6 protein-coding genes are annotated in these 8,599 nt (G+C 50.9%); 3 read left to right on the top strand and 3 right to left on the bottom strand.

Annotated features, from left to right (window positions below; translation table 11 throughout):
• Positions 1–224: 224 nt before the first annotated feature.
• The 3 genes from yedF to HY879_18055 form a co-directional block, all read right to left on the bottom strand.
• Entirely contained in the window at positions 225–821 is a 597-nt protein-coding gene (gene yedF, locus HY879_18065; protein ID MBI5605246.1) for a sulfurtransferase-like selenium metabolism protein YedF, read from the bottom strand.
• 308 nt (positions 822–1,129) lie between these two features.
• On the bottom strand, positions 1,130–2,725 hold the full coding sequence (locus tag HY879_18060) for a Na/Pi cotransporter family protein (GenBank protein ID MBI5605245.1): 1,596 nt from the start codon (positions 2,723–2,725) through the stop codon (positions 1,130–1,132).
• An 85-nt stretch (positions 2,726–2,810) separates the two neighbouring features.
• Positions 2,811–3,278 (bottom strand): universal stress protein, encoded by a 468-nt coding sequence (locus HY879_18055; protein ID MBI5605244.1) that lies wholly within the window; start codon positions 3,276–3,278, stop codon positions 2,811–2,813.
• A gap of 207 nt (positions 3,279–3,485) precedes the next feature.
• On the opposite strand from HY879_18055, the gene HY879_18050 reads away from it, so the two are divergent.
• From HY879_18050 to HY879_18040, 3 genes are all read left to right on the top strand, one after another.
• Positions 3,486–6,608 (top strand): sigma 54-interacting transcriptional regulator, encoded by a 3,123-nt coding sequence (locus tag HY879_18050; GenBank protein ID MBI5605243.1) that lies wholly within the window; start codon positions 3,486–3,488, stop codon positions 6,606–6,608.
• 243 nt (positions 6,609–6,851) lie between these two features.
• On the top strand, positions 6,852–7,766 hold the full coding sequence (locus HY879_18045) for a glycyl-radical enzyme activating protein (protein ID MBI5605242.1): 915 nt from the start codon (positions 6,852–6,854) through the stop codon (positions 7,764–7,766).
• A gap of 204 nt (positions 7,767–7,970) precedes the next feature.
• Positions 7,971–8,599, top strand: a 629-nt coding sequence (locus HY879_18040) for a branched-chain amino acid ABC transporter permease (GenBank protein ID MBI5605241.1), incomplete at its 3' end; no start/stop codon positions are given.

Here is an 8,599-nt window from a genome sequence, read left to right as displayed (position 1 = left end):
ATCTCCGCAAGGGCCGATCTACTACCCAAGGATTGACCAAGGGTTTAATAAAAACCCCTAAACACCTTCCCAAGCCGACCCAAAATGAACCCACAAAGGAAAAATAACCAGGAACCCTATTTCCGCCCTAAACCCTTATGACCCAATGGGTCACCACGAGGCAGGAAAATATCTTCCGCCGAACCCTGACCCCCGGCCCCAGATCCCTGAAAGCTATTTTCGTCCTAAAAAGTGATCACCTTGTCGGCCACCTGCAGGCTGGTCACGATATCGAGCATATTGGTCGTCTCCCCGCAGCGCTTTTTTTCCAGAAGACCGAAATGGTTCAGGCAGGTACCGCATACCAGAATCGAGACCCTCTGCGCTTCGAGCTCCTGCAAGACCGGAAGGGCCTCGGCCCCTTCGATGGATAATTTTACCCCGGAGTTGACGAAAACCAGCCGCCATAAGGCCTCTCCCATTTCCTTGAGGGTCCGGAGGAAATTCAACATGAGCAAGGCCCCCAAGTGATCATCCCCTTGCCCCATGGTATCCTTGGTGATCATAATAAGGGTTTTTTGATGTTTATCTGCTAAAGGGGTGCTGACGGACTGACAGCTTTCCGGCCCTTGTTTTCGGGCTCGGACCTGGAAATCAGGATCGGTCCCTTCGGTCGAAGCCTGAAACCCCTGGGTCCCGAGAAAGCGCTCCACATTCTGGGCGGCGGCCCGGTTGTCCACTAAAACTATTAATTCGGTGACCTGGGGACGGGCTGCCAGAAAATTCCTGGTTTCCACCACCGGTTGAGGACAGGTCTGACCTTTGCAGTTCAAAATTTCCATGGAATTTTCTCCGTTTTAATTGTATTTTCGTAATAGGTTAGGCGCTTAGTTGATCAACAAATTGTGAAAAGAGATGCCAGGTCCAGGGTTTTTCATGCTTGTATCTTGCATCTTGAAACTTTATTTTCTTATTAAGCGCTCATGCCCGGGTCGGGCACTACGAAGAATGAAAATGTCTTTCGCCGACCCCCGATCCCTGACCCCCGATCCCTGAACGTTATTTTCGTATTAAGTTAAAGAAAGGGGCGGCTTAAGTCAAATAGGAAAATCTGGAGACATTTGGCAAGTTGAATAGTTTTTCCCTATAATTAGTCCGGATCAGAGGAATCCGGCGGCGGCACTTCCACACAACGAATGCCTTTGGATAATTCATCAAAGATGATCAGATCGATATTGCGGACCAGTTCGCTGAGCTGCTGGAAGCTATTTAACAGTTCCAGATGGATATTACTGCTTTCTTCGCTCTCTTTGATCCCTTCGGTCAGGCGGTGGATGTGGTTTTGCCTGAATTCGAGGATCAGCGCCACGTTCCTGGGATGTTGGGTAACAGCTTCTTCGGCCAGACAGGAATTGTTCTGGACCAAGGCTTTATGGGTCATCCGCAAGCCCCGAATCAGGGCCTCCACCAGGGTCAACAATTCTTCTTTGCCCATTATAGAAAAATGTACCCCCCGGCTGAATTTGGTCTCAATCCGGTACTTAACGTCCCGTTCCACAATATCGTTAATCTTATTCAGACAATCGAGAACGCGGATCAGGCCCATGGCATATCCCTGCTCCTCCTGATTTAAGGGTTGGCGCAGGGTTCGGGTCAAATAATCCACCGCGGTCTGGCATAAGGCGGCCATGACCCTTTCTTTATGGGCAATCCGTTCCAGGAAGTCCGGATTCCTGGTCTCCAAAGATCGTTTGATGTACCAGACCATTCGCAGGGTTCCGGCCGAAATGCGGATCGTCTCTTTATGGGCCAAACCGATGGCTATGGATGGCATGTTAATAACTTCTTCCCGGAGAAATTTGGGTACCAGCTCAGGGCGTTTTTTCTCCGGCAAGAGCCATTCGATAAAGCGGGATCCCAGGTTGCTGAAAGGGAGAAAGATAGCGGCCAATCCCACATTAAAAAGGGTGTGGGCATTGGCCACCTGAAAGGTTACCGATGGGGTCAGAGAAGTCAGGAACAAACTGAACCAGGGTACAAAGGGAAAGACCAGGACCGTACCACCGAGTTTGGAGAAGAAATGGGCCATGGCCACCCGATGGGCCTCCCTCCGGGAACCGATGCTGGCTAACAGGGCGGTAAAGGAAGTCCCGACATTGCTCCCCAAGAGCAGATAAATAGCGCTATTTAAGTTTATCAGTCCATAACCGGCCAGCACCATGATGATGCCCATGACAGCGGCACTGCTATGGATCAGGAAGGTGACCAGGGCTGAAGCCGCTACGGCTAATAGGGGAAAGCGGCTGACCGTTAAAAGTATCTGGGTGAAGGCCGGAGCATCTTGCAGAGGTTTAAGGCTGTCACCGATTAATTTAAGACCCAGGAATAAAAAGCCGAATCCAACCAGGGCCTGACCGAAACGACGATGCCGTTCCTTTTTGGCGAAAAAGACAATAGGGGCCCCGATGCCTACAATCAATAAAGAAAGCTCGGTAAATTTAAGGGCAATCAACTGGGCGGTCACGGTGGTCCCGATATCGGCACCCAAAATGACCGGCATGGACTGCCTGAGGGTGATCACCGCGGCATTGGTCAGTCCCACCAGGATAACGGTTGTGGCTGTGCTGCTTTGGAAGAGGATGGTAATCAGGACCCCGGCCAGGACTCCCAGGACCGGTTTTTTGGTAATGGATTCCAACAGGGTGCGCAGTTGCCGGCCCAGGATTTTCTGCAACCCATCCCCCATGACCTGGATGCCATAAAGCAGGATGCCGATGCCGCCTAAAAACCCAAAACCGATAGTGAGCCAATTGGTTTTCAATGGGAAACCTTTACTTAACGATAAGGACAGGACACTTTGAATTATTTAAGACCTTTTGGCTGACGCTTCCCAATAATGCCCCCCGTAAAGGCCCTACCCCTCGGCTGCCCATAACAATAAAATCGCACCGATTCTTTTCGGCGAGTTCAATAATTTGTTGGGCCGGATCTCCGGGGGCGACAACCGATTCCACCCGAATAAACCCTCCTTTCAAGAGGTCCTGGCAACCGGTCTGCGCTTCCCTTAAAATCTCTTGTCCTTTTTTGAAAGCGGCTTCCAGGGCGAGACGTTCCTCTATCGGGGCTTGATGAAGATTGCTGCCCTGTCCCTGAAACCATTCCATTTCGGACTTGGGTTTGGCGATATACAGAAAGGTCAAAATCCCGGACGCATTTCCTTCCAAGATCCTGGCCCCCAGGCGGGCGGCCCGAAAGGAAAAGGGGGAACCGTCCACCGCTATCAGAATATGATTAATCACAGGTGCCTCCGATTAATATTTTTGTCATGGCCGCAAAATCACAGGAATGGTCCCAACTCACTTTTATTTCTATCATATTGAAGGGATCAATTCAAGCCGTCCGGTATTAAAAAAAATCCCTTCCTATTGGGCTTAATTAAATTTATAATGCCTGCCGGCGGGCGGTTTGCCCGGCAAATATTATTCGATATCCTTCCGGAGTGATAGATGAATCTCCCAATCCGTTCTCCTCAGACACCCCATATCCATTACCGTCGGAGCTTAATCCCGGCCTCCTTTTTTGAAGGGGAGTTCAATATCGACTGGCTCCAGGAACTGACCCGGGAGAAGACTTCTCAGGTCCTGGCGGCCTTGGAATTTGGGGTTCACGAAAAATGGCTGGACGGCAAAAAGACCGGTTTTTTTTATTTTACCGATTCCGTTGTGCGGCAAAAACTTCAGGCTGACCTGTCCGCCGATCAAAAAAAAGAGATGCACCGCCGGATCGCGACCCTTTTGCTTCGCGAGTTATCCGAAGACCCGGTTAAAATTCAAAAGGTCCCCCCCCATCTCCTTTTTATCTCCAATGATCTGGCCGGATGTCGGCTTTTGATCGAGGGCGGCAGTCTTCACCGGAAGGGCTTTCGGTATGAGGAGGCCAGACAATGTTATGACAAGGCCATAGAAGATCTCGGCCGGATGAAAGGCGAAGAAGCGGATCATCTTTTCATCGAAGCGGCCCTTCACTATTCAAAGTTTCCCACCGATGATTCCGTCATAGACCGGACGACCTCCGTGATCCACGAGGCCATGTCCAGGGCCAGGCGCCGAAAAATAAAGACCTCTTTGGCCCTGCTGGAAATGAACCTGGCCAGAAATGAGTGGTTTCAGTCCCGGTTTCAATCAGCCCTCCGGCATTTCGAGAAGGGGTGGGCTTTAGCCGGGGATGTAGATGATCCCAAGATTCAGAGATCGGTTACCATTTACGGGATGTTTTTCCACTACTGGATGGGGCGCTACCAGGAGGCCGTCCAGAGTTACGAGAAATTTGCTCCCGATGTGGAAAGTTTTCCAAGGGACAACTTTCCCCTCCTGGCCGCCCTGACGGCCGGCGCCTGCTACGGACATTGTGGCCATTCTTCCCAGGCCCTGGGGATGCTCCATGCCATCCGCTCCCACAGCCTGAAGATCGGCAATCTCTATATCGCCGGACACGCCGGGGTGGCCATCGGTGAGCTGTTATTGGGGATCCATCATCTTGAAGAGTCTAAAAAATTTATTGAGGAGTCCCTTAAGGAAACCCGCCAAGGCCATAACCTGTATGCCTACCTTGGCGGTCTGACCATGCTGAGTTATGTCTATTATCTGCTGAAGGACACTAAGAGAGCCTTTTCCATCCTGAACGAATGTATGGAAGTCAGCCACAGGGCCCAGATGCCCATGCGGCATGGGTATATCCGATTATCTTTTTCTTGGGCCATGGAAGAGGGAAAATTTCCCCACCATCAGGCCTTGGACATAGAAAAGGAGATCGATTTGACTCTCGAGGGGGGGAATATCTTTTCCAAGGGGATTGCCTGGCGTTACCAGGCCCTTTTGCAGAAGCGCAGGGGCCTGCCCGGGCGGGAGGTGATAGGCGGATTAAAACAGTCAATCAAATATCTGGAGGCCTCAGGACATCAAACCCAGTTGGCCCTGTCCAAGATAGAACTGGCCCGGGCCTATCTGGACCTCAAGGATGAAAGAAAGGCCAGGCAATGGGCTGAGCCGGCGGCCAAAGTGCTTCATTCGCAAAATGAGACCCTGGTGCCCGACGATATCCGGATGATTATAACGCATTTCCGAAGCGGGGAAAATCTGCTGGAAGAGATATTGTGTCTGGGCCAGGAACTGGTGACCATCCGGGACACCCGGGAGCTTTTCCGGCGAATCATCTCCGCAGCCAACCGGATTACCGGGGCCGAGCGGGGAGCCATTTTCCTGATGGAGGGTCAGGACCCCGAGAAGGTCATCCTCCGAGCTGCAAAAAATATCACTTCGGAAGATATTAGCCTGCCGGACTTCGAACCATCTATGCAAGTCATCAGGGAAACCTTTAAAACCGGCCAGGGAAGGTTGATGAATTTGGAGGACCAGGATCATTTCGATTCATTGGAACCGAGCGGGATCCGCTCCCGCATCGGGGTGCCCATGATCATCCGAGACACGGTGGTGGGGGTTTTATACCATGACAATCGTTTGCTGCGCAGCGTCTTTAAGGAATCGGATTTAAACGTTCTGAATTATTTCGCCGCCCAGGCGGCCATTGCCATGGACAATGCCCAGGCCTGGAAAACGCTCCAGGACCTGTACGAAAAACAACAGATGGAAAAACGCTATTATGAGGAGCAGTATCTGGAAAGTATCCGCTTTGAGGAATTTGTGGGGAAAAGTCTGGGCATCAAGAAGGTTATAAACCAGGTGGAACAGGTGGCTGGGACCGAGGCGACGGTGTTGATCTTAGGGGAAACCGGGGTGGGCAAAGAGCTGGTGGCCCGCTCCATCCATCGCCGCAGCCCCCGGGGCGATAAACCCTTTATCCGGGTCCATTGCAGTGCCCTGCCGGAAAGTTTGATTTCAAGCGAACTGTTCGGGCATGAAAAAGGGGCCTTTACCGACGCTATAAGCCGACAAATCGGGCGATTTGAATTGGCTCATGGCGGGACCTTGTTTCTTGATGAAATAGGGGATATCTCGATGGAAATCCAGGTCAAGCTGCTTCGGGTGCTGCAGACCAGGGAGTTCGAACGGGTAGGCGGACAGGAAACTGTTCACTCCGATTTTCGCCTCTTGGCAGCTACCAACCGGGACCTGTTAAAGGAGGTCAAGGCCGGGCGTTTCCGGGAGGATCTGTATTACCGGATCAATGTCTTCCCTATTCAGGTACCGCCTCTTCGGGAAAGAAAAGAAGATATCCCCTTATTGGCCCACCACTTTTTAGAGATCCTGGCCAATAAACTGGCCAAACCGATGGAAAAGATTACCAGACAGGAAAGGGAAAAACTGTTGGCCTACGACTGGCCCGGAAATGTGCGGGAATTGGAAAACGTCATCGAGCGGGGCGTCATCCTGAGCCAGGGGCCCTATTACAAAGTCCCGGAATTGGGTCACCATCCCGTCTCTTCTGATCATGACGACCCTTCCCTGAGTTTGAGGGAAAACGAGCGAAACTACATTATCCGGGTGCTTAAAAAAAGCGGGGGAAAAATAACCGGGCCGGGGGGAGCGGCCGAGCGACTCGTCATTCATCCCAATACACTCTATTCACGCATGAAAAAACTCGGAATTCGAAGACAACCCGGGTTTTTGTAATCCTTCATAATCCATTAGCGTTATTCCTGGTTCTTTGGCTTCATGGAAATCTGATAGTCCCTGACCTTTTTATAACGATATATCGTTATAAACCGATATATCGATATTTTTTAAAGATGGGCTCCTTCGGTTAATTCAAGGTAACCTCCTGATTATTCTAATCAAAAAATTCCTGATTCTTTTTGGCATATCAAATGCATCTTTAATGGGCCATAAATTTATTTTTAAAGGGGTAAGAGACCATTGAAATATCCTGAAGGTCTCGTAGCCAAGATTGAACCTTTCTCCATTCATGACGGCCCTGGAATTCGAACCGCAGTCTTCATGAAGGGGTGCCCTTTGAATTGCCTCTGGTGTCCGACGCCTCAGATGCAGAAAAGGGGACCCGAGATCCTGTTTGATGGGGACCGCTGCCGGAAATGCGGGGATTGTATTCCGGTTTGTCCCCGGAAGGTCATAGAAGAAGATGCCCAAAGGGGTATCCGGATTGATCGTAAAATTTGTGATGGATGCGGCCTGTGTGCCGAAAGCTGTCCGCAGGAGGCACTCGATATAACCGGGAAATATTATAGCCTGACGGATCTTATGGCCGAGGTTGAAAAAGACGTCCCTGTCTATAACCGATCGGGGGGCGGTGTAACCGTTAGTGGCGGGGAGCCGATCCTGCAATCCGGATTTGTGGGCGCCTTCCTCCGGCAATGCAAACGGCAACAGATCCATACGGTCCTGGCGACCAGGGGCTTCGCACCCTGGTCAAGTCTATCCACTATTCTGGAGTCCGTGGATCTGGTCTATTTCGATCTGAAACATTTAGAAAAGGTCAGGCATAGAAAGCTCACCGGTGTCGTCAATCAAAGGATTCTGGAAAATATCCGAAAAACGGCTGAGCAGACTTCTATCATACTTCGCATGTCTCTGGTCGCGGGGCTGAACGACAGCGAGGCCGACACGGCCGCCTTGGTTCATCTTGCCAAAAGTTTAGGAAAGAAGATGATCCGTATAGAATTGGCCCCCTATCATCGGGAGGGAGAAGATCTCTATCGTAAACTTGAGCGGGAACATTATCTAAACCGATTGGGCCCTCCCGATGAAGAAACCCTGGCCAGGATAAAGGATACTATAGAATCTTCTGGACTGAACGTTGAGATCGTGGGGTGAACCACGAGGCATGAAAATCGGTTCAAGGTTCAAGGTTCAAGGTCTTAACCCCTGGCACCTTGAGATTAACATCTTGCAACTGTATTTCGGATCAAACCCTCATACCCACGTGGGGGGCCACGAAACATGAAAATGGGTTTTTTCCGAACCTTGAACCTTGAACCCTGAATCTTGAACCGTATTTTCTTATTTGCGAGGAAAGATATGGAGATCTTACTTCAGACCTTAACCAACGGGGTATTGTCCTCTTTGATTTTGATTCTTATCGCCTCCGGGTTATGTCTTATTTTCGGAATACTCAATATCGTCAATTTTGCCCATGGCGAGTTTTATATGTTAGGGGGGTTCGGTATCTGGTGGATTTTCGGAGTCCATCCCATACCGGGGATTCCGATTATGCTTAATTATTTCCTGGCCATGATCGTTACCATGGCCTTTGTGGCTATTGTCGGCATCCTGGTTGAAAAATTTATTTACCGGCCGGTGCATGACAACCATGCTTCCCTCATGATCATCTCCCTGGGGATTATGTTTATCCTGCAGGCCGCCGCCTTGGTCCTGTTCGGACCGGAGGATAAATCGGTCAGGTCTCCATTCGGTGGAATAATCGATTTGGGGCTGCTCTCCTTTTCCAAAGAGAGACTGGCGGCCATGATCTGCGCGGTGGTGGTCATCGTGGCCCTCTATTTTTTTATCAATCGGACCAAAGTCGGCAAGGCCATGCGGGCCGTGGCCGGGGACCCGGAGGCGGCCCTGGTCCAGGGCATCCCCACGGGGAAGATCTTTTCCATAGCCATGGGGGTTTGTTGCGCCATCGCCGGGGCCGGAGGGGT

It is taken from the genome of Deltaproteobacteria bacterium (assembly GCA_016219225.1).
Lineage (GTDB): Bacteria > Desulfobacterota > RBG-13-43-22 > RBG-13-43-22 > RBG-13-43-22 > RBG-13-43-22.
The sequence above is the reverse complement of the archived record's forward strand: the minus strand, read 5'-3'. Positions and strand labels throughout refer to the sequence as shown.

Coding starts and splice junctions, on each gene's coding strand:
- HY879_18060 (MBI5605245.1), bottom strand. CDS start 2,725: ATGGGGGATGGGTTGCAGAAAATCCTGGGCCGGCAACTGCGCACCCTG.
- yedF (MBI5605246.1), bottom strand. CDS start 821: ATGGAAATTTTGAACTGCAAAGGTCAGACCTGTCCTCAACCGGTGGTG.
- HY879_18050 (MBI5605243.1), top strand. CDS start 3,486: ATGAATCTCCCAATCCGTTCTCCTCAGACACCCCATATCCATTACCGT.